Raw genomic sequence first — 24,622 nt, 5'->3', positions numbered from 1 at the left:
ACTGTTTTCGTCTCCATCTCATTGTATTTTCAAAATAACCTACTCTGCCTTAATTGCCCAGCGCATCTTAGTAGAACGTGCCCGTCCGTTCTGCGCACACTCCTGTGCAGATGGGCGGATTACATCTTTGGCATAATCGGCATAAATGCCTGCCCGATAGCCTTCTTTTAATGCTTTCTTTACTAACTTGTCTTCGCCGGAATGGAAAGTTAAAATTGCAGCTCTTCCGCCCGGTTTCAATGCATCCGGCAGTTTCTCCATGAATTCATACAGCACTTCAAATTCACGGTTCACATCAATACGAAGTGCCTGGAAGGTTCGCTGGCAGGTCTTTTTTATCGTATCCTTCTTCTCTTTTTCCGGCAGAAAATCGAGCGTCTTTTCAATGATATTCCGTAACTTTGTGGTTGTATCAATCCGGTTGCCTTTTCGAATCTCATCGGTAATCGCTTTTGCCAGTTCTTCACAGTATGGCTCATCCGAATTCTCATAAAGCATTCCCGCCAGTTCATCCTTTGTAATGGCAGCCAGGCGTTCTGCTGCACTGATTCCGGCTTCCTGGTTCAGCCGTAAATCCAGTGGTCCATCCACTTTAAAAGAAAATCCACGCTTCGGATTATCAATCTGCATGGAAGATACACCCAGATCCGCAAGAATAAAATCAAATCCGCCGGCTTCTTTTGCAATTTCATCTATCGTACAGAAATTCTGTAATCGTATTGTCAGAATATCTTCTCCAAAACCGGCCTCTTCTAACCGCTTTCTTGTCCTGGCTGATTCCTCCGGGTCTACATCCGTTGCATAGATGTGTCCCTGCCCTTTTAAGCACTGCAGCATGGCTTTCGTATGACCGCCATATCCCAAGGTCGCATCAAAGCCTGTTTCTCCCGGCTGGATTTTTAAGAAATCCAGAATTTCATTTACCATTATGGAAATATGCATTCCGGCAGGTGTGTTTCCTTTTTTTATTACATGCTCAATCGTATCTTTATATTTTTCCGGCTGAAGTTCTTTATATTTTTCTTCAAATTTCTTCGGATATTTTCCACTGTAACGCACCCTGCGTTTGTAGGTTGTCTGGTTTTCCTCTGCCATAATTAAAGAGCCTTCTTGATTGCTTCCATTAACTCATCATAAGTCTCAAATGCAGGCAGTTCCGGATGGTCTTTCTTAATCTGCTCGGTGCTGCGGAATAAGAATCCTGCTTTACTCGCCTCAATCATGCCAAGGTCATTGTGGCTGTCTCCGCTGGCAATCGTCTCATAACCAATGGACTGTAATGCTTTTACTGTAGTCAGCTTGGAATTTTCAATTCTCATCTTAAATCCGGTAATCTCACCGTCCTCTGCCACCTCCAGAGAATTGCAGAAAATGGTAGGCCAGCCTAATTTCTTCATCAGAGGTCCTGCAAACTGGGTAAAGGTATCACTGATGATGATAACCTGTGTCATGGAACGAAGTTCATCTAAGAACTCTTTTGCTCCCGGCATCGGGTCGATTTTTGCGATGGTTTCCTGAATCTCTTTTAATCCAAGTCCATGTTCTTTTAAGATGCCAAGTCTCCATTTCATCAATTTATCGTAATCCGGTTCGTCTCTTGTAGTTCTCTTTAATTCAGGGATTCCGCTTGCTTCTGCAAATGCAATCCAGATCTCCGGTACCAATACTCCTTCCAGATCAAGGCATACAATGTTCATGTCCATAATTAATCCTCCATACAAACATATTTAATTCAACAAATTACTTCCCTAAAGTATACCTTATTATGAATAAAAGTACAAGAAAGAACCTCATTTTTCAGAAAGCTAAAGCTTTTCTCATAGCCAATATGTGACAAGCTATGTTAATCTTACCAGAGGTATCGGTACACCATACAATTACCTCTGTTGGAAATGTAAGCTTCAGTCTTGCGCAGATTTTCCTGGGTGCAACTCTTTCTTATATTTCCTTAAAGAATCTCGACTTTATTTATGATTATTTCTTTCTGGTAATTGTCAAAATGATTCTGATTCCGGTTGGTGTTGCAGCCGTGGTATCACATTTCCTTACTCCGACCGAAACAACCATTCTTACCCTGATGGCATGTATGCCAGCCATGTCCGCCATTCCGATGATGGCAGAAAACTACCATTCCGATGCGGAATTTGCTTCTAAGACCTGCTTTGTCATGACACTTTGCTCCGTCTTTACGATTCCGCTGGTCTTCTTCCTCTTAGAACTTCTCGGCATCCACATTGGCTGATGATTGGTCTTCTTTCTGAAATATGCTATAATGAGCAGTGCCATCCCATAAAATAATAACCGGTTTTGCTTGCAAAACACCGGTTATCATTTTATGGGATGATAGTGCGAAGCACGTACATCTTGAAAATCTTCGATTTTCAAGATGCACTGCGTACTAACTTAATAGTGACTTATCAAATGCTTATTTTAACTTTAAGAAACCCTTCAGAAAGGAGTCTCCATGAGTATCTTATCCAACCTATCCAGTAAAAAACGTACCTTTGAAGTAGCAGAACCGGACCGGAAATACCTGGCACAGGGCATCTTCTTCATTGCCCTTGGAACCATTCTTATTTCCTGCATTACCGTTACAGAGCTTGATCTGATGCCTCGTTATCTGCTGCTGGCTGCCGGTATTATCCTTGGTATCTTCGGCTGTTTTTGTTTATTGAAATTCTATAAAGACGCCAAAGCTTTCCGGGACTACGAACCTGCCTGGGACAAAGGCAGAGGCATGTATGACCGGTTTGCCAAAGAATATAACCAGTGGAACGAAGATGAAACTCCTCCGGTAAGCTGTGATGGTGATATTACATATTTTCTGAAATTACAGCAGGAACGTCTTAAGGAAAAGGGACTTCATATGGAAAACCGTGTCATTCCGGGAAAGGGAAATACTTTTGGTACTGCCTGTCTCACCCACAAGAGTGCCTGGTATACCTCGGATACAACTTATGAAGAAATCCGCCATAAGTTCTCTTTTTCCAATGCTTCCGGCGAACTCTATTCCCGTGATACCGAGCAGGTTATGTATGAAACAATTGTACACAGCCTTAACGAACAGCAGCTTCCCTTTATTACCGCAACCTGTCCAAGCTGTGGTGCCGTTAATCTGGTTTCCAATCTGACGGAAGGCTGTCCTTACTGCGGTACAAAATTTCGCATAACGGATTTATTTCCCCGTGTCATGAATTTATCCTTTGTAATAAATCCATCCTCCAACCGGAATATGCAGGTATTTCACAATACCATTTTACTTACCATGCTGGCATTTTTTGCTGGATTCTTCCCATTCTTTCTCATTGGAAAACAGGAAATTCTTCCTCTGGCACTGTTCTCTGCTTATCTTGCCGCACTGATTGGTGGCGGATTCTTAGGCTTGCTGTTAGGAGATTTGCTGCTTCTTATGGGGCTTGGCAACCGGGATGGCATGAAACATATTTCGGCTTTTGGCTTTCTGCGTACGAAACGGAAGTTAAAGGATACGATGCTTCGTTATGATCCGAATTTCTCTTATGAAAAGTTTGAAGGCCAGATGATTTCTCTTGTACGCATGGCGGTATTTTCCAATGACCCATCCACGCTTTCTTCCTATCGTGGTGGTACATTAGACGAGCGTTTCAAAGATATCATTGAAATGACTTATACCAGTGGCATGACACTGAGAAATCTGTCCGTGGAAAACCATCAGCTGCATATGACCTTACGAACCTGGTGGATAAATTACAGCGAAAAAAATGGAAATATTTCCAAAACCGGTGACTGTATTGATGTCACTCTTTTGCGAAATATTTCCACTCCGGAACCACCTGGATTCTCCATCAGTTCCGTTATCTGTAATAGCTGCGGTGCCAGCTTTGATGCAGTACGACAGCGGTATTGTCCATTCTGTCACAGCGAATATCATATGGAAGATAAGACTTTTATTATCGAAGATATGAAATTAATCCGATGAACTATTCTTTTTCTTCAAAACCATGCTGCAGGAATTCATTCCATGCAGCATTGGTTTTTTCTAATTCTTTTTTCTGCATAATCGCATTCCGGTCACTTAAAATGGCAAGCATTTCATCTACAATTTCACCCTCCGGCAGATATTCATAGTGTGATAAATACCATAACATCCTCTGTGCTGTAAAATCCGTATTCAGATTCCGGGTAATGACATCACAGAATTCTTCCGGATACCCCCGCTCTGTCATGATATGATAAAGCTCTATACTTTTTTCCGACTTCGGTTTCATTTTCCATTCCTGCCCTTCGTCTCTTAGAATTCATATTTTAATATGGCACAATTCTTCACGCCAAATGCAGCATATTCTTCATTGGTCATTTCATAAAAATAGGACTGCACAACTCTTGATATGCCATTGTGTGCCACCAGAATATAAGTCTTATCGGAAGCTGTTACTTCATCCAGAAGATTGTAAATCCTCTGTGCCAGATGCAGCATAGATTCTCCGCCGTCATAGCGGGTGATAAACTGTCCCTTTGCAATCTTAAATTCTGCTCCATCCCGCGGTGTGGATTCAAATCTGCCAAAGTTCTGCTCCTTTAAACGAAGCTCTTCCCTTGCCGGAATTCCGGTAATTTCTGAAATATGCAATGCAGTATCTTTTGCCCGGATTAATGGGGAATATAATATTTCATCCGCCTTTATGCCTTCTTCTAATATTTTCTTTCCGGTCTCAATTGCCTGCTTATGTCCAAGCTCAGTCAGTGCAATATCTGTTGCACCACATATCTTATTTTCTACATTCCATATGGTCTGTCCGTGCCGGACAAAATATACATATCCCATACTGTTATCTCCCTTAATGCCTTATTTATGTTCTTCGTCATTTTAGCGGTTCACCGGAAAAATGTCAATTTTCATATGTTTAAACAAATTTGAGGAATAATCAGTTTCCAAGTCACTTATTGTCTGAATAATTTTGACATATTTCCCATAAAGTAGTAAAATTATGATAAATATTTAGATTTTCGCTTTTACTTTTACTGTTGCATAACGCAATTGGTGCCATAGTGCCATTGTATATAACAAAGGAGGAACGTTATGTTTGAGAATCTTAAAATTAGAAACCGTCTGGGGAAGGCATTCCGTATTATCGTGACCACCTGCTCCATCGCAGCCACCCTTGGTGTGGTTATGCTGATTGTAACCATGACTCTGTATAAGAGTGCCCTGAACAATTATGGTTTTTCACAGGGTGACATCGGCAAAGCAATGGTTGCCTTTACCGATACCAGATCTGCCACCCGTGCTATTGTCGGATATGATGATGACAGTCTGATTAGTCAGATGTCCGATACCCATGACGAAAGAAAGGCCACTTTTGAACAGTATTGGGAAATTGTAGATGAAGTTACTACCACCAGCAAAGAGCAGGAAATCTATGATTCCATTGATGCCAAGCTGGAAGATTACTGGACTACTGAGCAGAAAGCAATTGATACCGGCAAAACAACCGACCCGGGTCAGAGTGCAAAAGCCCAGAATATAATGATTGATGAAGTAGCCCCATTATATGACGAAATCTATTCCGGAATGAGGGACTTGATGAATACCAAAGTAACAGAAGGAGATCATTTAGCAGATACACTTTCTGTTGTTTCCCTTATTTTTATCATTATCATTGCTGTAATTATTATTGTATCCATCCTTGTTTCTTCCAAGATGGGAGCTTCCATTGCAAAGGGAATTTCAAAACCTTTAGTCGCACTGGAGAATCGTCTTAGCACTTTTGCACAGGGTAATTTACATGACCCTTTCCCGGAAGTGAAATCCAACGATGAAGTTGCAAGTATTGCAGCCACTTCTACTGAAATGGCTGAAACACTGAACGCAGTCATCACTGATGTAGGTGTTCTGATGGAGGGCATGGCAAATGGTGATTACACCATTCAGTCCGAGCATTCCGACAAATATGTCGGTGACTTCGAACAGTTACTGACCGCAATGCGTGGCATGCGTGATGCAATGGTACATACTATCCAGATGATTGGAGAAGCTTCTTCCCAGGTTTCTGCCGGTTCCATGAACCTTGCAGAATCTTCCCAGAGTATGGCAGAAGGTGCTACTGAGCAGGCCGGTGCCGTACAACAGCTTCAGGCAACAATCACTGATATTACAAGTAATATTGAACAGTCCGCTGATCAGGCTCAGATTGCTTATGATCAGGCAAAGCAGTATGCTGCTGAAGCAGAAGACAGCAGTGCTGAAATGAAAGCCATGGTTGATGCTATGGCACGTATTGATGAAACTTCTAAGAAGATTGGAAATATTATTTCTGAAATCGAAGATATTGCTTCCCAGACCAACTTACTTTCTCTGAATGCTTCTATCGAGGCTGCAAGAGCCGGCGAAGCAGGACGTGGATTCGCCGTTGTTGCTGACCAGATTCGTCAGCTTGCAGAGCAGACAACCAAATCTGCTGTAGATACCAGAGACTTAATCGAAGGTGCCCTTCAGGAGATTGCTGAAGGTAATGCTGCTGCAGACCATGCTGCTGAATCTATCGGAAACGTTGTAAATGGTATCCAGCAGATTGCAGAATCTTCCAAGCACATCAGTGATGTTGCTAAGACTCAGGCAAATGCCATGGATCAGGCAGAACAGGGTGTAAACCAGATTTCTGAGGTAGTTCAGTCCAACTCCGCATCCGCAGAAGAGACCTCTGCTACCAGCCAGGAGTTATCTGCGCAGGCAACTTCCTTAGATGAACTTGTTGGAAAATTCATCTTACCAGAAGACACTGAACAGTAAAATATACCAAAGCCCATGAAATCACAAAACAACTTTGATTCCATGGGCTTTTCTTTTATTCCAATTTCTTTATTTCAATTTTCCCTGTTCTTCTGCCAGGCTTCGCAGTTCTTTATTTAACATATTATAAGGTCCGAAATTCTCGCAGGTGCAAATACAGGTTTCACAGCCTGCAAGTATTTTCTTAGCTTCTTCCAGTTGTGCTTCTTCCATCGGATAAAAAGCTTTTGCAGTAATGACTTTTGATGCCAGTGCCGTTGCAACAGGATATTCTACGTCATTTTCAAATAAGATTCCTGCTGCAAATGGAATATGTTCTCTCTGCAGTCTGTAATAAGTTGGTATTGCAGCACCACCGCCTCCGATTACGAATACGTTCGGGGCAGCTTTATTTCCCGGCATCTGCATGATTCCAAGCATGGAATCAAAGTTCTTTTCCTCAATTCCATAAAGCTTCTGTACCAGCGAACCCTGAAAAATTTCCTCCGGTGGTCCAATATGGCTGACGGTGGTCCCATCTACACAGGCTACCATATCCGATACTTTCTGTACCAAGTCAAGTTCATGCAGTGACATAATTACTGCTATATTCCGTTCCCTTGCCAGTTTCCGGATGCTGTTTAAAATATCAAGCTTATAGCGGATATCCAGATAAGAGGTAGGTTCATCCAATACCAGGATTGCTGTATCCTGGCAGATGGCTCTCGCCAACATAACACGCTGTCTCTGTCCGTCACTGATTCTTGTAAATGACTGCTCTGCCACCTCTTCCGCATGAACCATGGTAATTGCCTCATCCACCAGTTTCCAGTCCTGCTTATCTAAGATTCCAAGTCTTCCGGTATAGGGATATCGCCCGGTTGCAACCACATCCCAGCAGGACATCAGTTCCGGATGAATATGCTCTGTCATTACCATGGAAAGGCTCTTTGCAATTTCTGCCTCTTTCATTTCCGAGGTTGCTTTCCCGTTCAGGTATACTACACCACCAAGGGATTTCAACTGCTTTACAATACTCTTTAGAATCGTAGATTTACCGGAACCATTGGGACCAATCAATGTCAATACCCTTCCCGGCTCTGCCATCAGATTGACATTCGAAAGAATGACCTTTTTTCCATATCCAACTGTGAATTTGTCTGTTACAAGCCCCTGTTTTCTTTCAGAAGATTTCATTTTTCCTGCCATGCGTTCTTTCTCTGTGTACTCTGCTTTTCCTGCCATCTGTTTTGTCATCCCCGCTCCTCCTGTCTGCGCAGCATCATTACAATTACCACCGGAACCAAAAAGACCGCTGTAACGGTACTGATACTTACTTCTGTCGGTGCAAAGAGTGTTCTTGCGATTCCATCACAAAACAGTGTCACTACCGCTCCCCCCAGAAAGCAGCCCGGTATCAGCACCAGTGGTTTTGCTGTTCCTGTGGCAGATTTTATCAGATGTGGCACTGCAATTCCTACAAAGGAAATCGGCCCTGCAAAAGCTGTTACACAAGCCGACAATAAGCTGGATAACAGAATCAGGCTTACCCGGAGTACCGTTATATTAACACCCATATTTCTGGCATAAGTCTCTCCCATCTGATAGGCACCAATCGGCTTTGCAAGAAACATTGCCGCAAGAAAGGACAGCAAGGTCAGGATAAATATCATCAGGATATTCGACCAGTTCATTCCGGAGAAGCTGCCCTGGGACCAGTTGTGCAAATTTACGATATTCGAATCATCTGCAAAAGTAACACAGATGTCTGTAATTGCCGAGCAGATATATCCGATTAGAATTCCGCATACAATCAGAAGAGACATTCTATGTACCTTCATGGAAATTAAAAGTACAAATCCCATTGCCAGAAGTGAGCCGGCAAAGGCTGCTGCTACCATTCCAAAAGAACTGATTGCAATGCCCCTTCCCAGAAGATAAATCATTGCCAGTGCTACCATAAGTTTGGCACCGGAAGAAATTCCAAGCACATACGGACCTGCAATTGGATTTCCAAAAAAAGTCTGCAGTAAAAATCCGGAAATGGACAATGCTCCCCCCAGCATGACAGCAGCAAGAATCCGTGGCAGTCTGATATCCCAGATAATATGATAAGCGGTGCCTTCTTCTGTCTGTTTCAGTAAAATATTCCAAAGCTCATCCCAGGAAATCGAAATACTTCCAGAACCAATATTCCAAAGAATTAATCCCACCAGCAATATAATAATTGTTATAAAAGAGACTGCATACCGCTTCATTTTCTTTTACCTCAGTTTCTTTAAATATCCTGCTTCTTCTGTATCTGTATTCCGAATTATTTTATTCAGATCTTCCATAAAATCTCCGATTGCCGTGGATTTCTGGAAGAAATTATTTGTGGTACAATAGACATTTCCATCCTGTACTGCCTGAAAATCTGCAAACAGTGCATTCTTCTGCTTCAATTCCTCCAGCGTACTGATTTCGCCTTCAATTGTACTGTTATATATTAAGATATCGGCATTCTTTGCATCTGCATAGAAATCCTCCATCTGTATGTTCATTGTGGAAAGTGCATTTTCTTCTTCGCCCGCCAGTTGTTCCGGCACATAGGTTCCACCGGAAAGAGCAATCATCTGTGCTACATAATCATTTGATTTCCGTACACTGATTGTTCCGTTTGCTGTCACACTGAAAAATGCTACTGTTACATTGCAGCTTTCTTTCTTCATAATCGGCTCTAATTTTTCTAATTCTGTTTCATAAAAAGAATCTGCTTCTTCCTCTTTATCAAATAATACTCCATATAAACGGATCCATTCCAGTCTGCCCAGCGGGTGTGATTCATAACTGGAACGCTCCACAAGTACAGGTATTCCAAGTTCTTCCAGCTTTTCTTTTACTTCCGGGTTATGATAAATCATTGTATTTTCAATTGCCAGATTGCAGCCTTCATCCAGAATCAGTTCATAGTCCGGAGCATTGTATTTTCCTGCATATAAAATGTCTCCTTCCTCCATGGCTTCCCTGGCTTCTTCTACATACCAGCCATCTTCCTTCGTTCCGGAGAGCCGGATATCTGACATGGCATCAATCTGTCTTACCAAATCCATGACAGAAGTGGATACCAGATATGTTTTATCCAGCGGCTGCTGTAAAACCGTAACATCCTCCGGGATATTCTGCGGCACCACCACGCCCTCCGGAATAAGCAAAAAACGACCGCCATCCACGATCGTAATCATTTTGTACCCGCCATATTCATCGACACTATACTGTGTTGCATAATTTAATTCCATACTCCCAGTCTTGCTGAGAGAACTAAAATCTACGGTATCTGCTTTTTTCTCCTGCTTCTTTGTACCACAGGCACAAAGAGTCAGAAGAAGTATACAGATAACGCTCACTATCATAATTCGTTTTTTCTGCATTTTATTTTACCAGTTTAAAATTCAATGTATATTCAATTTCATGAGGTGTGCTCATTGCAACAGTATCACCCACTACTGCAATGTCACAGTCAAAGCCGGATACCGGAATCGTAAAGGTGGAATTTCCGCCCTTGTTCTCATTCAGATACTTCGTTCCATCTACTAACATGTAATCATAGTTTGGACTGCTCCACACAACGGTTGCAGTAATTTTTCCATCTTTTATCACAACCTTCGCCGGTGAATCCACCGTTGCTCTTCCGGTTCCGCCCCCTAAAGTTACTTCTGCCTCATAAGAGCCATCAGCTAATTTTTTTTTTCAGGATTAGAAACAGATACTTTGTGGTCGTACCATTTTCCCTTTGTTCCAATTAATGCAAGATCAAAGTCTTCATCCACTGCAGGAACCGGAACATCAAAGCCGTATACTTCTTCGCTGGTTCCATCACTGTATTCTACCGTATCTGTAGTAGGCTCAAGAAGCTTCGCACCATCTTTCTGTGCATCTGCTGCTGTTCCAACAAATAAATTTACAATGTTCTTAGATGGAAGTGTGATATGTGCTGTCATTTTTCCATCCTTTACCGTAAGTTCTGCCTTGCCTTCTTTTGCTTCATTTACGTGAAACATTGTGCTGTCTGTGTTGAAGTCTACGGTATAAGTTCCATCCTCTAAGGCTGCAGAGGAATTGGAACCACCTGCTGTTGCAAGTGGTTCTGCCTCTAAAGCAGCCTTTGTATGTGCTACATAAATATCCTGGACTGCTTTGATTCTTCCAAGACCTTCAATCTGTGTATCTACACTGTCAAATGCTTTGGATGCTTCAAACTGGCTCTTCCAGGAATCTTCATCATCTCCAGCCATATCGTTGTTTGCATGGTCTCCGGCAACAACCATTAACGGACGAAGAATTACTTTTTTGTATCCTGCTTCTTTTACTTTTTCAATAACAGCTTCACATGCGGTATCTTCCGGTTCACCCTCTACGGTTCCAACGAATGCATTCTTGTAATTCAGTTTTTCTAACTGGGTCTGCATCTGGTCATAAGTTACATTTGCAGTATGGGAAGTACCATGTCCCATAAATACAAATGCTGTTCCGTCTTCTGCTGCAGCATCCATGCTGTCATATCCAGCAAGTTTAACTGCTTCTGCTGTAATTGCTTCTGCAACGGCAGCCTTGTCTTCGTTGATTACAGTTGCATCGCTTCCAACTTCACCTAACAGAGGTTCTGCGATACGGACTGTTTCAAATTTATCCTGATACTTCTCAATTGCTTCTGCCAGTTCATCATATTCTGCACCATGCATTAAGTGGGTCGGCTGTACCACAAGATTCTTAACGCCATTGTCTACCGCACGCTCTAATGCCTGATCCATGTTATCGATTTTTTCATCATCACGGGCCTGTATATGGTTAATAATAATCTGTGCTGTAAATGCTCTTCTTACAGACCAGTCAGGATTTGCTTCCTGTAATGCTTTTTCAATGCCGCCGATATCCGTTGCGCGGCTGTCATTAAAGGATGTACCAAAGCTTACTACCAAAAGCTCATTCTCTCCAATATCATCCTGATTTAAAGGATCATCCTTTGATGCATCTCCGGTATCTCTTCCAAAGTAATCCGGGTCTGCATTTTCTCCGGATACCAGTTCCTTCTGAGCATCTGTCAGTGCATCCCATGCTTCTTTTGCTGCCTTACACTGTGCATCTGTCTCATCAGTTCTTTCCTGCACATAAATTGCATCAATCAATGCTGCTACCTCATCTGCTTTTGCCTGATCATCCTTTTCATCTTCTGTCGAAACAGCTTCTGTTGTTTCAGTTGTCCCTGTTGTTTTCTTATCACCACATCCTGCAAACATGGTTGCAGCCATAGTAAGTGTAAGAACTACAGTCAATGCTTTCTTTTTCATTTTTTTCTCCTTTTCTCATGTTCTGGTTTCACTTACACATGAAAAAACTCCGTTCCATATTGCTATGAACGAAGTAAATGACATACTAACTACAGGAAATACGCTTTACGGATTTCCCTTGTTATCAAACAGTACAGCCAATTACTCGTGACCCGGAATCTCTTCCCGTACCAGATAAACGGCAGGTTTCCTGACTCAAAGATTAACGCTCCGTAATCACCTTCCCAATGTCTGTGCATCAGTGGCGCTTTTAAAAGCCTGACTACGTTACTCCCTTCTTACAGTGACGAGTTCGTACAGGATTTACACCTGTTTCCCTTTTACCCTGCATATGAATGAATTTCATTGCAGGCACCGGTTATCTTTCTATGAAATCGCTACTATACTAACACACTTTTTATTTTTTCACAAGCCATAGTTCACCCTGCCTCAACAAACTTCACCCTTAAAAAGTCCTCTAGCCTTTCAGCCGGTGGGTCAGTACCTTCATAATGGCATCATAATGTTCTGCCTGATGGGGATACGTACAGTTGGTACAAATCTTAAGTTTTCTGCCATTTGTCTCTTTGTACTCCGGTGTTCCCGGACAATGCTCCATTTCATACATCGGGCAGTAGCAGAACATACAGTTAATCTGCTCAATGTCCCTATGGCAGGGATAATAAGCGCATGCACGATTCTCAAAAAAGCGGCTGCTGTTATGCACCGGCTCATCTTTGGTCTTTACAATCACGATGGTAAAATACCCGCTGTTTTCCGGTATGTTATCCACACCGGAAAAGACTTTTTCTTCCTCTTTTCCACAATCGGAAACACTATACACTTCTAACGGACGGATGGTGCTTTCCTTTTGCAGCATTTCTTTTAACTGCTTCAGCTTCCTTCCGGACTTCATATAGATTCTGGTGCCGGAAAATTGTCTCGATTCTTCTATCTCATAGGAACCGGGAATAATATGAATCTGCTCTTCCTTTTCTCCCAGCGAAATGCCAAGTCTTGCTGCCACTGCACAAAAAGACGGTACACCGCTGACCATTTCCGTATGGCCACCATGCTCTTCGATTTTCTGTGAAAGATAAGTATAGGTGGAATAAATTGCCGGATCCCCCAGCGTTAAAAAGGCAACCTTTTCTCCCCTTGCAAGATATGCTTCTATATTTTCGCATATCTTATCATGGGCTTCTTCTAACTTTTTCTCATCTCTGGTCATGGGAAAATTCCATGCCACAAGCTGATGCTTCCGTATGTCCGGCACCAGTTTTTCTACAATCTGAAAAGCATTACACTCTTCTATCGGTTCGGACGGCACTACTATGGTATCGCAGCATTCTATCACCTGAACCGCTTTATGGGTCAAAAACTCCGGCTCCCCCGGACCTACTCCGATTCCATATAAAATTCCGCTCTGTGCTTTTTCTTTCTGCATCTGTCTTCCTCTTATTTTAAATTATCTTTTACTTCTATTTATCTTTTTGCTTCAATTTCGATTGTTGATACAATCCTGCCTGCTGATAGAAATGCTCCGCAAAAGAAGGGTTGGACGGATAATAAAGATGAGGAAATCCCCACCAGTGGTTTTCTCCTTCCCAGACACATTCCCACCTTCTGCTTCCGGTCGGTTTCTTTGCCACGCAGTCCGTTCCATTTTCCGTACTGTCAAAATAATGGAATTCGTGTCCCCGGATTCCTTCTTTTTCCGGCAGGAAACAGCTCTCTTTCTCAGTAAGCTCCACATAGCCAAAACGCACCAGTTTTCCCCGGTAATCTGCATCTGCATCAATTACGCCCGCCATGGAATATTGTCTGCCTTCCATATCCTTCAGTGATTTATGAAGATAAAGAAAACCCCCACATTCTGCCAGTGACGGAAGTCCGCCCCGGATGGCTTCCCGTATGGCTGTCTTCATGCTGTCATTTTCGGATAATTCCTTTGCAAAAAGTTCCGGATATCCCCCGCCTAACAGTAATCCGCTGATATGCTCCGGCAATTTCTTATCATGCAGGGGAGAAAACGGCACCAGCTCAAAGCCCCTTTTTGAAAGCAGTTTCAGGTTCTCCTGATAATAAAAACAAAATGCCTCATCTCTTGCGATGGCAAGGCGGAGTTTACTTTCATGGGTGTCATTTTCTTTGATATCTGCTCTCTGGAATACCATATCATTTTCATAGATATCTGCTCTCTGATATGTCACTTTGTTTTCGTGACTATCAACTTTTGGGGATGCCGCATCCTTTTCTCCGGCTCCCCCAATTGCTAAAATCCGCTCTATCGATACCGTTTCTTTTAAGCTGTCTGCCCCGCGGCATACCTGTTCTTTTAAATCACGCTTTTCTTCCGGAAGTTTTAAGCCTAAGTGGCGGCTCTCCAGATGAAGCCCCCTCTGTTCCGTAAAACAGCCCAGCACTTCTATGGATAATTCGGTTTCGATTAACTCTTTTAATGACGCATAGAACATTTTGCTGACCCGGTTTAGTATCACGCCCTTTATGATTCCGGCTTTGTCATAGGATAAAAGTCCCTGTATCAGCGGAAGTATCGTTCTTCCCATGCCATGTGCATCAATTACCAGAATCACCGGCAGAGAAATTGCTTTTGCCAGATGATAGGTGGAACCTTCTTCAAAAATTCCGCCAAGTCCGTCATAAAGTCCCATGACACCCTCTACCACTGCAAATGCATCTTCCGGTGTCTCTTCCATAAATATCTCTTTTGTCTTTGCTTCGCCGGTAAAATAAGTATCCAGATTCCCACCCGGTACGCCTAAAATCGTCCGGTGAAACATCGGGTCTATATAATCCGGTCCGCACTTAAATGTGCAGACATTGACTCCTGCTTCTTTCATGGCTTCGATTAACGCACAGGCAATCAATGTCTTTCCACTGCCACTTTTCGGTGCTGCAAGAACTACTCCTTTACGCTTCTGCATCCGCTTCTCCTCCCTGCAAATCAAAGGAACATATCATAACCGGATTTTCTGCCTTTGGCATATAATAAGAACCAAACTCATGATAACGGCTGACCTGCATCTGAATCATTTCAAAATTGCATACCGAAAACCGTTCTTTTACCTGTTTGAATTCTGCCACCGTCTCAAGACTTATAGCATTCATTACAACTCTTATTCTTCTCTTTTTTGCTGCCAGTACTTCTAAAATTTCCATCAGGTGTCCACCGCTTCCCCCGATGAAAACATGGGTTGGCTCCTCTAATCCATTGCATGCTTCCGGTGCCGTTCCCCGGATAATCTCCATATTTGCTACCTGAAACTTCTCTTTATTCTGTGCCAGAAGTGCTAGCGCCTCTTCTTTCTTTTCAATGGCATAGACTTTGATTCCTTTGGATAAATGGGCTGCTTCCACAGCAATCGAACCCGTTCCGCTTCCAATATCATAAAGCACCGAATCTTTCTGAAGCCGCAGGCTACAAAGGCTGACCTGACGCACTTCCCCTTTGGTCATTGGAACTTTCCCACGAATAAAGGCTTCATCCGGGATTCCCGGTGACAAAGTTGCTGGCTCTTCCTGCGCTTCCTGTTCCCTGCGCTTTCCCTGCTCCGCACATTCTTCATTCGCTTTCTGTTCTTCCTTCTCTATCATGACAACATACAATCCTTCCTGTTCTGTCTCTCTGCACGCTTCCGGTGTAAGCACCATCAGCTTCTGCTGCGGATAAGATAACTGGTACCCCACTGTAATTCTGCAATTCTCTTTATCCGAAAAAAGTGCTCCTAATTTCCGGATGTCTTCTGCTCCGGATACCAAAAGAAACAGCCGCCCATTTTCATGCATCCTGCGTATCACTTCTGCCTGCCAGCCATCCGTATCTGTTTTGCCATGTATACTGTAAATTCCGGCATTTTCCCAGCTTACGCCACAGGCTGCTGCCATCATCTGAATGGAAGAAATGCCCGGAATGCTTTGCAAGGTTCCATGAAGTATGCCCTTTTGCAGCGCTTCCTGCAGACAGATTCTTACCTTGCTCCAGCCACTATAAAAACCAATATCCCCGGAAAAAAGGATGACTACCTTCAGTTTTTCATGCACCGCATACTGTCTGCTCTTTTCCTTAAGCCATGTAAGGATTTTATCCGGCAGATAAAGTGCCTCTTTTTCAAGCTTCGGTGTCACCGCCTCTATCAGACGTTTCGCACCTAATACAAGGTCCGCTTCTGCCAATGTTTCCTTTAACCGGACGGTCATCATATCTGCATCCCCCGGTCCGATTCCTGCCAGCGTAATCATAAGCTCCGCCGGTCTTAAGGAAAAGTTTACCCCTGTTAATGTTTCGATTTTCTCACAGACTGCATCAAAGGAAAGTCCGTCTTCCTCTGCTGCCTCCTGACGAATGACCAAAAGCGGGATATGATTTTTTAAAGCTGCTTCTTTTTTTTCTAAAAAGCCTCCGGTAATGCCGCCCTGCTTTGTTACCATACATTTTATCCCGTACTGATGAATCAGTGCATCATTGAATTCTTCAGAAAAAGGTCCCTGCAGTGCCAGAATCTGTTGTGGCAGAATTCCTTCCCTCCGGCAGATTTCAAGACTTTCCAGCCCCGGCAGTACCCGGACGTAAAGACGTTTTTTTACTTCTTCGGATGCGGTATATACGGAAAGTTCCTTGCTTCCTGTAGTAAGAAGAATGTTTCCCTTGATTTCCTTTAATGCTTCTGCACAGGCCTCATTGCTGTCAAAGAAACGAAGTCCTGCTTCTTCTGACGCCTGGATGCTCCGTTTCAGCCGTAAGTAAATGACCTCAAGTCCATCCGCTTTCATTCCGGCAACGCAGCTTTTTATGGTTCTGGTCACTTCCACCGCATAGGGATGAGTGGCATCGATTACAAGGTCAAAGGATTCTTTCCTTAGAAATTCTGACATAGCTTCTTTGGAAAGGCGTCCTTCCTGAATCTTCACCTTCGGATGCGCCTTCATAACCAGCTTTCCATAATCGGTTGCCACCGATACGGTGTGGGCTATGCCTGCTGCCGCCATCAGTTCCGATAATTTTCTTCCTTCTGTTGTTCCTGAAAAAATGATTATTTTTTTCATTGCTCTATCTTATAGCCTCTTGGTGTGATTAATTTTCCATCCTGAATTCTGGTTCTGGAATTTCCAACAAAAACGGTAGTAAACATATTTACTGATTTACTCTGTAATTCTTCTAAAGTACAGGTAACTGTGCTTTCTCCGTCTCTTCCGATATTTTCCACATAACCGCATGCGCGCTCCGGTTCTATCTCCTGAAGCAGAATTTTGCATGCTCTTTCCAAATAGTCTGCCCGCTTCCGGCTGGATGGATTATAAAGTGCAATAGCAAAATCTCCCCGTGCCGCCATAATCAGCCTCTTTTCAATTAACTCCCATGGTGTCATAAGGTCACTGAGACTGATTACACAGTAGTCATGATTTAATGGTGCTCCAAGAACCGCTGCTCCGCTGTTGGCTGCGGTAATTCCCGGTATCACTTCCAGTGAAATCGCCGGATATTCTTTTCCGATCTCATACATCAGTGATGCCATTCCATAGACACCGGCATCGCCGCTGCATACCATTGCCACGCTTTTGCCTTTTTCTGCTTCCTCAAAACACATTCTGCAGCGTTTTTCTTCCTGCCGCATCGGCGTGGAAAGAAATTCCTTGTCTTGAAAACGTTCTCCTAACAAATCAAGGTATACGGTATATCCGATGATTACGTCCACCTGTTCTAATACTTCGATGGCTCTGCCTGTCATCATCTCTTCATTTCCCGGTCCCATTCCAACAATCCATATTTTATTCTTCATATAAAGTCAGTCTCCAATCTTCTTTTGCTATTGCCAGTGTCATTCCATTTTCCGCTTTTTTCTGAAGCACCAGCCTTCCATTATCCCGGCAGGCTGCCATGGCTGCCCGCTCGCAGACATTGTCTACGCCCACCTGGCTTTCCACAAATACCGATGAATCAAAGGTACCGGACACACGGCTTAAGGTTTCTGCATCAAAGGTGAGAAATGGAATGCCATGTTCTGCCGCAAGTTTTAGAATTGCATTTTCATCCTTCTTTTTATCAATCGAAGCAATCGCCCGTATCTGTTTCCAGTCTACTCCGGCTTCCTTTAAACAGTTTTCTGCAAATGCCTTAAGTTCCTGTTCTTCTTTATTCCTTCTGCATCCGATTCCAAGAATATATTCTTTGGGGATTAAGTTCAATAATGGTTCCGGCTTCTGCCCATCCTCTGGTGTGCCGATTGCCACATCCACTTTGGCAGCATATTCCGGAGCGATTGTCATGGAAAGCTTCTTTTTTTCCAGCACCTTTGCAGAAACCTTCTTAATGCCTTCTTTTTTATCAATGGAAAGGTCATGCTTTTTTGCAAATACATCTATGGCAAAGGCATTATTAATGTCGGTCGCTGTGGTAATTACCGGAACTGCTCCTAATAACTCTGCCAGCTGCAGTGCTATCTCATTGGCGCCTCCTACATGCCCGGATAAAAGAGGAATGACATAATTGCCTGCCTCATCCAGTACCAGCACCGGACTGTCTGTCAGCTTGTCCTTAAGAAATGGGGCAATTGTTCGCACTGCAATTCCACATGCTCCGATAAAAATGATTGCATTTCTTAGGGAAAACTGTTCCTTTGTCCACGCGTTCAGATTTTCCACCTGTTTTCTGCCATGATAAGTATGAATTTCATAGGGAAGCTGCTGCTCTTTGGAAAGTCTTTTTATCTTTTCGGCAAGCTCTGCTCCCTTTTCGGTAAAGCTGATGACACTCCATTTCAATGACTGCATTTTCTTTCCGCCTTCTTATGATTTTTTTGCTGCCCGGAATTCTGTGGAGAAATCTTCTGCATACAGTCTGGATTTGCTGTATCCGCTCTTGTTAATGACATCTCCAACGAGAACCAGTGCCGTTTTGGTAATTCCATGTTCTGCCGCTGTCTGTGCCAATGTTTCTACCGTGCAGATATATATTTCTTCCTCCGGCCAGCTTACCTTATAAGCCAGTGCCGCAGTGGTATCCTTTGAATAGCCGCCCTTTATCAGACGCTCAGATAACTTCTCCAACATTCCGGTGCTTAAATAGATTGCCATGGAACACTGATGGGCAGCAAATGCCTCAATGCTTTCTTTCTCCGGAACAGCCGTCCGTCCCTCCATTCTGGTAATGATAAGGGACTGGGAAATATCCGGCAGGGTATACTCCAGATTCATGGCTGCCGCTGCTCCAAAGCAGGCACTTACTCCCGGCGTAGAATCATAGGCTATCTTTTTTGCATCCAGCTCCTGCATCTGCTCCTGCACTGCTCCATATATGCTTGGTTCTCCGGTATGCAGCCGCACCACATCTTTTCCTTCCTGCTCTGCCTCCACCATAACTGCAAGGACTTCTTCCAATGTCATCACTGCACTGTTATATACCTGACAGTCTGCTTTGGCATAATTTAAAAGCTCAGGATTTACCAGTGAACCGGCATAGATAATCACATCCGCTTTTTCCAAAAGATGCATTCCTCTTACGGTAATCAAATCCGGTGCTCCGCACCCTGCTCCAACAAAATGAATCATTGCTTTTCCTCCAACAGTTCTTTTAATAATGCCTCTGCTCCCGGCGTTACACCTAAAAGTCCGATATCATTACTATAAACCATACATTCTATTTCCAGTCCATCCCCGGCACGATGCTTAAGATGGTCTTCAATTTTTTCCATGACATATTCCATGGCAGGTTCTAAAAGTCCGGCTTTTCGAATCCGGTCTACGGCATCCTCTGTACCAATGCAGTCTAATATTTCCCGAAGCAGTGTCACTTCTGCGCCCGCCCGGATTGCTGCCGCCGCCAGAAGCTCCATCCGGCAGTCTGCCTCTTTGGAATGGGTGTTCATAATGCCGCCGGATACCTTTATCAGCTTTCCGATATGACCGGTTAAGAGCATTTTGGAAAATCCAAGTTCTTTTACCATGTCAATGGTCTGTCCGATAAAGTTGCTGCATTTTACACTGCGCTCCAAATCATAACCATAGGTCCGTTTCATAAATTCCAATCCGTAGTTGCCCGGCGATATGGCAACAATAGAATGACCTTCTGCCCGCTTCTGTTTCAATTCCACTGCTATGGTATCCAGCAATGCCTTATCACTCATAGGCTCAACAATACCGCTGGTTCCAAGTATCGAGATTCCGCCCTTTATTCCAAGTCTCGGATTAAAAGTCTGTGCCGCAAGATTTTCTCCTTCCGGCACTGAAATTACGACTTTGATTCCGCCCTGAAAATCAAACAGATGGCAGACCTCTGATACTTCTTTTGCAATCATCTGCCGTGGCACCGTATTAATTGCGGCATTTCCTACCGGCTGGTCTAATCCCGGCCGCGTAACCCTGCCAACACCGTTGCCGCCATCTATTTCTATCTGATTGTTATTTTCTTCACAAATGCTCACCGTTGCATAAATCCATGCCCCCGTTGTCACATCCGGGTCATCCCCGCCGTCCTTTTGTACCGCGCAGGAAACTTCTGTTTCCTGAATTTCGATATACTCCACCGTTGCATGGTAGGGAATTCCCTTTGGTGTCTCAATGGTAATCTCTGTTTTTCTTCTTCCACTCAGCAGCATATAGACTGCTGCCTTTGCTGCGGCTGCGGCACAGCTTCCGGAGGTAAACCCATATTGCATCTTTCTTCCCCCTGATTTTACTATCGTCTTAATTGATACAAAATTGCATTGCAGATAGCTGCGGCAACATTGCTCCCGCCCTTTCTGCCCCGGTTAATGATATACGGTACTTCTGTTTCCATAATCAATTCTTTTGCCGGTACCACATTTACGAAGCCTACCGGAACTCCGATAATAAATGCCGGCTGGTAGCGTCCCTCCGTTATCATTTTATGAAGCTCGATTAACGCCGTCGGTGCATTTCCCACCGCAAAAATAACTGGTTTTTCAATGGCTGCGGCTTTCTCCATGCTGATGGTGGCTCTTGTTACCTGCCGCTCTCTGGCAAGCTGTGCTACATCCAAATCCGCCATAAAGCAATGGGCTTCTCCGCCAAATGATGCCAGTATTTTCTTATTGATTCCGGCAAGTGCCATATTGGTATCCGTTACAATATCGGCGCCCTTAAGAATCAGTTCCTTTGCAATTTCTACTGCATGGTCAGAATAACACATTGTCTCTGCATAATCAAAATCTGCGCTGGTATGTATCACACGCTTGGTAACAGGCTCCTGCTCCTTAGGCAATACAATCTGACGCTTTTCTAATTCCTCTGAAATAATCTCAAAGCTGCGTTTTTCAATCTCTCCCGGCAATACAAATTCGATGGGATTCATTTCTCTGTCACCTCTCTTAATGCGCTTATCAGCCGCTCATTCTCTGCCTGCCCTCTTACTGCAATCCGGTAATATCCTTTGGACAGACCTCTGTAATTTTCACAATTTCGAATCAAAATCTGTTTCTTTAAAAGTAACTCATATAACGGTAACTCTGTGTAAAATAGAATATAATCCGCCTGGGACGGATACACCCGGAAGCCTAAGGATGTCAGCTCTTTTGTCAGAATACTCCGCTGCTCTTTTATGAGTTTTCTGCTTTCCCCGATAAATTCCGTTTCTTTTGCTGCAGCGCATCCTGCCATCTGGGCAAATACCGATAAGTTCCATTCCGGAAGCTGTCTTGCAATCTTCTGACATACTTCCCTGTTCCGGCAGATAAGATAACCCAGCCGGACTCCCGGTATGGCAAAGGTCTTGGTAAATGCTCTCACCTGAATCAGATTCCCACATTTCATGCCCGCTTCCATTTCTTCATAAATCGAAGCCTCCTCACAAAATGGCAGGAAGCATTCATCTACCACCACTATTATATCAAGCTCCTGACACCGCTTTAAAATCCCTTTTAAAATCTCCGGTGGAATTAACTGTCCGGTGGGATTATTGGGATTAGCAAGGTATATAAGCTCCGTTTCTTTATCTAATGCCTCAATAAAGTCCTCTCCCAGCACAAAATTATCCTGTTCCCGCAATGGAAAATAACTTACTTCACACGCTTCCGTTCCGGCAGCCCACTCGTAACCATAAAAAGAAGGAACCGGAATCAGTATTTTCTTTGGTTTTAATGCATGAAGAATTGCAGGAAAAAGTTCAGAAGCTCCATTTCCGCACAATATCTCATCTGCCGCTACCTTATCCATCTCAGCAATGGCTGCCTTCAGCTTCTCCTGCCTGATATCCGGATACCGGCTGCATAAAGACACCGCTTCCCTAAGGGCTGCCTCTACAGATGCCGGTATGCCCAGAGGATTGATATTTACAGAATAATCTAACGATATGCAATTACGGTAGATGTCTCCTCCATGTACCATATTCCTGTTCCTTTCCTGTATTGTTATCCTTTCAATCATATAAAGAATAACAATCCCATCACCAAAAGGCAAATGCCTTCACATAAAAATGCAGTCGCATACAAAAGCCGGTTTGCTCTTCTGATGTCCTCGTATTCCACCGGACGCAGTGCATCTCCGATAAACGGCTTTTTCACCCGTTTGCCAAAATACCAGGCATCTCCTGCAAGCTGTATGGACAGTGCTCCTGCACAAACTGCCTCTGTCTGAGCAGAGTTCGGGCTGGCATGATGATACCGGTCCCTTTTATAAATGTAATATGCATGCTTCCCGTCATATTCCTTTCCAAGGAAATACGTCCCTACAATCATCAGGTATGCACTGATACGGGATGGGATATAATTGCAGATATCATCGAATTTTGCGGCAGCTCTGCCAAAATGAAGATAACGTTCATTCTTATATCCTACCATGGAATCCATCGTATTGACTGCCTTATAAAAAAAGCCCAGAACCGGTCCGCCAAGTGCGGTATACAGCATCGGTGCAATGACTCCATCCGAAGTATTTTCCGCCACCGTTTCAATGGCAGCCCTTGCCACTCCGGTTTCATCCAGCCGCCCGGTATCTCTTCCTACAATCATGGAAACAGCATGTCTTGCCGCTATAAGGTCATTCTCCTTTAAACAATTATATACCTTCATGCTTTCTACTTTCAGGCATTTTGCAGCAAGAATCTGATAGGTCATAATCATTTCCAAGATAACACCTGCCACCGGATGAATCCGGTACGCAAGAATCAGAAGAAGTGCGGTCACCATAAGAACTGTCAGCAAAACAAGCGCAACCACTCCAATGCCTGCTCTTACAAGGTATTTCTCACTGCACTCCTTTTTATTCATTCTTTTTTCCAATATCCCTATAAAATTTCCAATCACCCGGATGGGATGTGGCAGCCAGTATGGATCTCCCAAAAGAAGGTCCAGGCAAAATCCCAGTCCGAACGCAATCATGTGATAAATCATATTGTAATCTCCTCAAGGGAATCTAATTTCCATTCTTCCCCGCAAAGTCTGAGCTTACAGCAGTAGCCGCCTCCATTTTTCACCTGATAATCAAAATAATTTCCGCCTGCAAGAATGTGAAGCAGTGCCATAATTGTGCCGCCGTGTACAACCGCTGTTATATTCCGGGGCTGACTTTCTGTCATCTGATTTTCTGCTATTTGATTTTCTATCATCTGACTTTCTGCTATCTGTTTTTCAGGCTCCCGGAGTTCTGTTATTCGACTCTTTGATAACGGCATTGCAGCATCTGCGATTTCTCCGGTGATTTTTCCCTCTATGATTTTTGTTGCGGCATGAAGTCCCCTTTGGCAACGTTTTATATATTCCTGCTGGCTCTCGCCTTCCGGAAAAGGCAGTGTGCCATTGCTGTCAATCCATTTCTGATAATAGGAATCATTTTTCAAATCTTCGTAATTCTTTCCCTCATATGCACCAAAATTCATCTCCCGCCATTCTTCTATCGGATAAGCTTTCTTTCCCGGAAAAAGTATACCAGCACTCTCCTGACAGCGCAGCATCGGACTGATGAAAAGCAGCCATGGTTTTTTTAAAATGTCTTTTTCTGCAAGAATCTCCAACTGCTTTCTGCCTTCCCCGGATAAAGCTTCTTCTGTTACACCCAAATACCGGTGTTCCCGATTTGACGGGGTCTTTCCATGACGGATAAGCAATAAATTTATTTTAATCTCTGGCTGATTCCACATACAATGCGTTCTACCCTTTCTGCCTTCTCGGCAATCCGTATCTGTAGTCTTCCGGTCCGCTCCCTGTAATCCCGTTCAAGAGCATCCATCGGTACAATTCCGTTTCCAATCTCATCACAGATGAAAATAAGTCCCGGATATGTTTCCAGCAGTTTATCAGTTAACAGTTCCACATCCGCCTGCTGCTCAAGACATTTCCGGACCCACAGGTGTAAATGGTTAATGACCGGATTCTCAAATTCCTGCAGTTCTTTTATCATTCCATCCCAGTCTGCAGGAAGGTTTTCGCCCTCTATCACCTGACCTTTACATTCCGGATGAAGTTTTAACACATATTCCTTTTTTCCCTGGTAACATCCGCCCAAAAATAATTCCATGATTTTTCCTTTCCAGCCTGCTATAAAACAAAGAATGTGCCTTGGCACATTCTCGTGCCTGCGGCGGTCGCTTGCAGCA

The 24,622-nt window shown here is 43.6% G+C and carries 23 protein-coding genes, 1 pseudogene and 1 riboswitch; of the genes and pseudogenes, 3 read left to right on the top strand and 21 right to left on the bottom strand.

Annotated features, from left to right (window positions below; all coding sequences use genetic code 11):
• Positions 1-39 precede the first annotated feature (39 nt).
• Together rsmH and thrH are read right to left on the bottom strand one after the other, a co-directional pair.
• Positions 40-1,095: a 16S rRNA (cytosine(1402)-N(4))-methyltransferase RsmH gene (gene rsmH / locus DWW33_RS13020; protein ID WP_118639667.1), complete on the bottom strand. Its 1,056-nt coding sequence runs from the start codon at positions 1,093-1,095 to the stop codon at positions 40-42.
• 2 nt (positions 1,096-1,097) lie between these two features.
• Positions 1,098-1,697: a bifunctional phosphoserine phosphatase/homoserine phosphotransferase ThrH gene (gene thrH / locus DWW33_RS13015; protein WP_117697433.1), complete on the bottom strand. Its 600-nt coding sequence runs from the start codon at positions 1,695-1,697 to the stop codon at positions 1,098-1,100.
• A 143-nt stretch (positions 1,698-1,840) separates the two neighbouring features.
• Here thrH and DWW33_RS13010 point away from each other — a divergent pair, with 143 nt between their 5' ends.
• Both DWW33_RS13010 and DWW33_RS13005 read left to right on the top strand, forming a co-directional pair.
• The gene (locus tag DWW33_RS13010; protein ID WP_118639666.1) at positions 1,841-2,242 is read left to right on the top strand and encodes an AEC family transporter; all 402 of its coding nucleotides are present in this window, start codon (positions 1,841-1,843) and stop codon (positions 2,240-2,242) included.
• 222 nt (positions 2,243-2,464) lie between these two features.
• Positions 2,465-3,958 (top strand): hypothetical protein, encoded by a 1,494-nt coding sequence (locus DWW33_RS13005; protein ID WP_118639665.1) that lies wholly within the window; start codon positions 2,465-2,467, stop codon positions 3,956-3,958.
• A gap of 1 nt (position 3,959) precedes the next feature.
• On the opposite strand, the gene DWW33_RS13000 is transcribed toward DWW33_RS13005, so the two are convergent.
• Together DWW33_RS13000 and DWW33_RS12995 are read right to left on the bottom strand one after the other, a co-directional pair.
• Positions 3,960-4,247, bottom strand: a complete 288-nt coding sequence (locus DWW33_RS13000; protein ID WP_197420827.1) for a hypothetical protein — start codon at positions 4,245-4,247, stop codon at positions 3,960-3,962.
• A 23-nt stretch (positions 4,248-4,270) separates the two neighbouring features.
• The gene (locus DWW33_RS12995) at positions 4,271-4,804 is read right to left on the bottom strand and encodes a histidine phosphatase family protein (protein ID WP_118177384.1); all 534 of its coding nucleotides are present in this window, start codon (positions 4,802-4,804) and stop codon (positions 4,271-4,273) included.
• Positions 4,805-5,059: 255 nt separating this feature from the next.
• Here DWW33_RS12995 and DWW33_RS12990 point away from each other — a divergent pair, with 255 nt between their 5' ends.
• A complete protein-coding gene (locus DWW33_RS12990) occupies positions 5,060-6,769 on the top strand; it encodes a methyl-accepting chemotaxis protein (protein WP_118173616.1) in 1,710 nt (569 codons plus the stop codon).
• 69 nt (positions 6,770-6,838) lie between these two features.
• Here DWW33_RS12990 and DWW33_RS12985 read toward each other — a convergent pair whose 3' ends face one another.
• The 17 genes and pseudogenes from DWW33_RS12985 to DWW33_RS12905 form a co-directional block, all read right to left on the bottom strand.
• On the bottom strand, positions 6,839-7,945 hold the full coding sequence (locus tag DWW33_RS12985) for an ABC transporter ATP-binding protein (RefSeq protein ID WP_118639675.1): 1,107 nt from the start codon (positions 7,943-7,945) through the stop codon (positions 6,839-6,841).
• A gap of 56 nt (positions 7,946-8,001) precedes the next feature.
• Complete coding sequence (locus DWW33_RS12980; RefSeq protein ID WP_117841939.1) at positions 8,002-9,006, bottom strand: FecCD family ABC transporter permease; 1,005 nt, start codon at positions 9,004-9,006, stop codon at positions 8,002-8,004.
• Positions 9,007-9,012: 6 nt separating this feature from the next.
• Positions 9,013-10,158 carry an ABC transporter substrate-binding protein gene (locus DWW33_RS12975; RefSeq protein WP_118639664.1) on the bottom strand — a complete coding sequence of 382 codons (1,146 nt, stop codon included), beginning with the start codon at positions 10,156-10,158 and terminating at the stop codon, positions 9,013-9,015.
• A 1-nt stretch (position 10,159) separates the two neighbouring features.
• Complete coding sequence (locus tag DWW33_RS12970) at positions 10,160-10,408, bottom strand: hypothetical protein (RefSeq protein ID WP_022244140.1); 249 nt, start codon at positions 10,406-10,408, stop codon at positions 10,160-10,162.
• Between the two features lie 464 nt (positions 10,409-10,872).
• A pseudogene (locus tag DWW33_RS12965) lies at positions 10,873-12,075 on the bottom strand (sirohydrochlorin cobaltochelatase); the annotation flags it as partial.
• A 163-nt stretch (positions 12,076-12,238) separates the two neighbouring features.
• Positions 12,239-12,449: riboswitch (cobalamin riboswitch) on the bottom strand.
• Between the two features lie 83 nt (positions 12,450-12,532).
• Positions 12,533-13,501 (bottom strand): precorrin-2 C(20)-methyltransferase, encoded by a 969-nt coding sequence (cobI, locus tag DWW33_RS12960; RefSeq protein ID WP_158577493.1) that lies wholly within the window; start codon positions 13,499-13,501, stop codon positions 12,533-12,535.
• Positions 13,502-13,535: 34 nt separating this feature from the next.
• On the bottom strand, positions 13,536-15,002 hold the full coding sequence (locus tag DWW33_RS12955) for a cobyrinate a,c-diamide synthase (RefSeq protein ID WP_118639662.1): 1,467 nt from the start codon (positions 15,000-15,002) through the stop codon (positions 13,536-13,538).
• Positions 14,989-17,121, bottom strand: a complete 2,133-nt coding sequence (gene cobK / locus DWW33_RS12950; RefSeq protein WP_118639661.1) for a precorrin-6A reductase — start codon at positions 17,119-17,121, stop codon at positions 14,989-14,991. Before cobK ends, DWW33_RS12955 begins: the two co-directional genes overlap by 14 nt.
• Positions 17,118-17,855 (bottom strand): precorrin-3B C(17)-methyltransferase, encoded by a 738-nt coding sequence (cobJ, locus tag DWW33_RS12945; RefSeq protein ID WP_118177392.1) that lies wholly within the window; start codon positions 17,853-17,855, stop codon positions 17,118-17,120. Before cobJ ends, cobK begins: the two co-directional genes overlap by 4 nt.
• Positions 17,845-18,846, bottom strand: a complete 1,002-nt coding sequence (locus DWW33_RS12940; protein WP_243088669.1) for a cobalt-precorrin 5A hydrolase — start codon at positions 18,844-18,846, stop codon at positions 17,845-17,847. The genes cobJ and DWW33_RS12940 overlap by 11 nt, the downstream gene beginning before the upstream one ends.
• A 15-nt stretch (positions 18,847-18,861) precedes the next feature.
• Complete coding sequence (gene cobM, locus DWW33_RS12935) at positions 18,862-19,623, bottom strand: precorrin-4 C(11)-methyltransferase (protein ID WP_118639660.1); 762 nt, start codon at positions 19,621-19,623, stop codon at positions 18,862-18,864.
• Positions 19,620-20,729 (bottom strand): cobalt-precorrin-5B (C(1))-methyltransferase CbiD, encoded by a 1,110-nt coding sequence (gene cbiD / locus DWW33_RS12930; protein WP_118639659.1) that lies wholly within the window; start codon positions 20,727-20,729, stop codon positions 19,620-19,622. Before cbiD ends, cobM begins: the two co-directional genes overlap by 4 nt.
• A 20-nt stretch (positions 20,730-20,749) precedes the next feature.
• Positions 20,750-21,385, bottom strand: a complete 636-nt coding sequence (locus DWW33_RS12925; RefSeq protein WP_022244149.1) for a precorrin-8X methylmutase — start codon at positions 21,383-21,385, stop codon at positions 20,750-20,752.
• Complete coding sequence (locus DWW33_RS12920; protein ID WP_118639658.1) at positions 21,382-22,416, bottom strand: pyridoxal phosphate-dependent aminotransferase; 1,035 nt, start codon at positions 22,414-22,416, stop codon at positions 21,382-21,384. Before DWW33_RS12920 ends, DWW33_RS12925 begins: the two co-directional genes overlap by 4 nt.
• A 35-nt stretch (positions 22,417-22,451) precedes the next feature.
• Positions 22,452-23,420: an adenosylcobinamide-phosphate synthase CbiB gene (cbiB, locus tag DWW33_RS12915; RefSeq protein WP_118639657.1), complete on the bottom strand. Its 969-nt coding sequence runs from the start codon at positions 23,418-23,420 to the stop codon at positions 22,452-22,454.
• Positions 23,417-24,166 carry a histidine phosphatase family protein gene (locus DWW33_RS12910; protein WP_118639656.1) on the bottom strand — a complete coding sequence of 250 codons (750 nt, stop codon included), beginning with the start codon at positions 24,164-24,166 and terminating at the stop codon, positions 23,417-23,419. The genes cbiB and DWW33_RS12910 overlap by 4 nt, the downstream gene beginning before the upstream one ends.
• Positions 24,139-24,543 carry a bifunctional adenosylcobinamide kinase/adenosylcobinamide-phosphate guanylyltransferase gene (locus DWW33_RS12905; protein WP_118639655.1) on the bottom strand — a complete coding sequence of 135 codons (405 nt, stop codon included), beginning with the start codon at positions 24,541-24,543 and terminating at the stop codon, positions 24,139-24,141. Before DWW33_RS12905 ends, DWW33_RS12910 begins: the two co-directional genes overlap by 28 nt.
• Positions 24,544-24,622 lie beyond the last annotated feature (79 nt).

The organism is Roseburia sp. AF15-21, from assembly GCF_003479505.1.
GTDB lineage: Bacteria > Bacillota > Clostridia > Lachnospirales > Lachnospiraceae > Roseburia_C > Roseburia_C amylophila.
The sequence above is the reverse complement of the archived record's forward strand: the minus strand, read 5'-3'. Positions and strand labels throughout refer to the sequence as shown.